At 66.5% G+C, this 683-nt stretch carries 1 pseudogene; it reads left to right on the top strand.

The window, feature by feature from the left end:
* Positions 1-587: pseudogene (locus IE262_RS39060) on the top strand (alpha-1,4-glucan--maltose-1-phosphate maltosyltransferase); the annotation flags it as partial.
* Positions 588-683: the final 96 nt, after the last annotated feature.

Below are 683 nucleotides of genomic sequence, written 5' to 3'. Positions count from 1 at the left end.
TCCTGCACGCCTACCTCCAGCACGGCGGCCGTCCCGCCTTCGAGGTACGGGCGGTACTCGCCGCGACGATGTCCCCGGCCTGGGGCGTCTACAGCGGCTACGAACTGTGCGAGAACACCCCCCTGCGCGAGGGCAGCGAGGAATACCTCGACTCCGAGAAGTACCAACTCAGGCCCCGCGACTGGGACACCGCCGAACGCGAAGGACGCAGTATCGCGCCCTTGCTCGGCAGGCTGAACGAGATCCGTCGAAGCAGTCCGGCGCTGCGGCAACTGCGGGACATTCGCTTCCACGACACCGACAAGGAGGCGGTCATCGCCTACTCGAAACGTGCGGGTTCGAACGCGGTTCTGGTCGTCGCCAACCTCGATCCCCACCACACCCAGGAGGCCACGGTCTCGTTGGACATGCCGCAACTCGGCCTGGACTGGCACGAGTCCGTGCCGGTGCGTGACGAGCTCACCGGCGAGGTCTACCACTGGGGCAGGAACAACTACGTACGGCTGGAGCCCGGCCGGACACCCGCACATGTACTGACCGTCCTGCGAACGTCCACCCCGCAGATCGGAGGGTCACCCGCGATATGACCGTCAACGAGCCCGTTCCGGACACCTTCGAGGACACCCCCGCCAAGGACCGCGACCCGGAGTGGTTCAAACGCGCCGTCTTCTACGAGGTCCTCG

Origin of the sequence: Streptomyces bluensis (genome assembly GCF_014650715.1) — a bacterium.
Lineage (GTDB): Bacteria > Actinomycetota > Actinomycetes > Streptomycetales > Streptomycetaceae > Streptomyces > Streptomyces bluensis.
This window is presented reverse-complemented; position numbering and strand designations above follow the sequence as displayed.